The 516-nt window shown below is 59.7% G+C and carries 1 protein-coding gene; it reads left to right on the top strand.

Annotated features, from left to right (window positions below; translation table 11 throughout):
• A partial coding sequence (locus AC1D0P_RS28240) for an ankyrin repeat domain-containing protein (RefSeq protein ID WP_477679758.1) occupies nucleotides 1–516 on the top strand: 516 nt, incomplete at both ends.

Genomic DNA, 516 nt, shown 5'->3' with positions numbered 1-516 from the left:
CCACACACCTGCGCGCCAGCATCGACGACAGCCGAACGGGCAGCGTCACCAAGCTGGTTCGGATCGGCAAGGCCAAGGCGAAAGAGGCGGAGTTTGTGGCCGCCGTGGCCGAGTTCGATGACGACTTTGCCCTCATCACGGCCCTGGAAAAAGGCAAGTCGGCGGAGATCAAACGACTTCTGGCCAAAGGCATCAGCCCGAACCAGGAGGTGCGGCCCGGTGTGTACCCCATCCATGTGGCGGTCCTGAAGGACAAGAAGCCCATCGTCAAGCTGTTGATCGCAGCAGGCGCGGATGTGAACGTCCAGACGCCTGACAAGCGAATCAAAGAGGATGGGTTCAGAACGCCCCTGCACCTCGCCATCAACAACGAATCGCCTGACGTCATCGAGATGCTGATCAAGGCCGGGGCGGATCTGACACTCCGAAACGCTGCCGGGCAAACACCGCTTTACTATGCGATCGTTTATCGATGTCAAGGCGCCTGCAAACTGCTGATGGAGCATGGCGCAGATC

It is taken from the genome of Polaromonas sp. P1_G2 (assembly GCF_056405515.1).
Note: the sequence above shows the minus strand (reverse complement) of the source record. Positions and strands in the feature narration are given on the sequence as shown.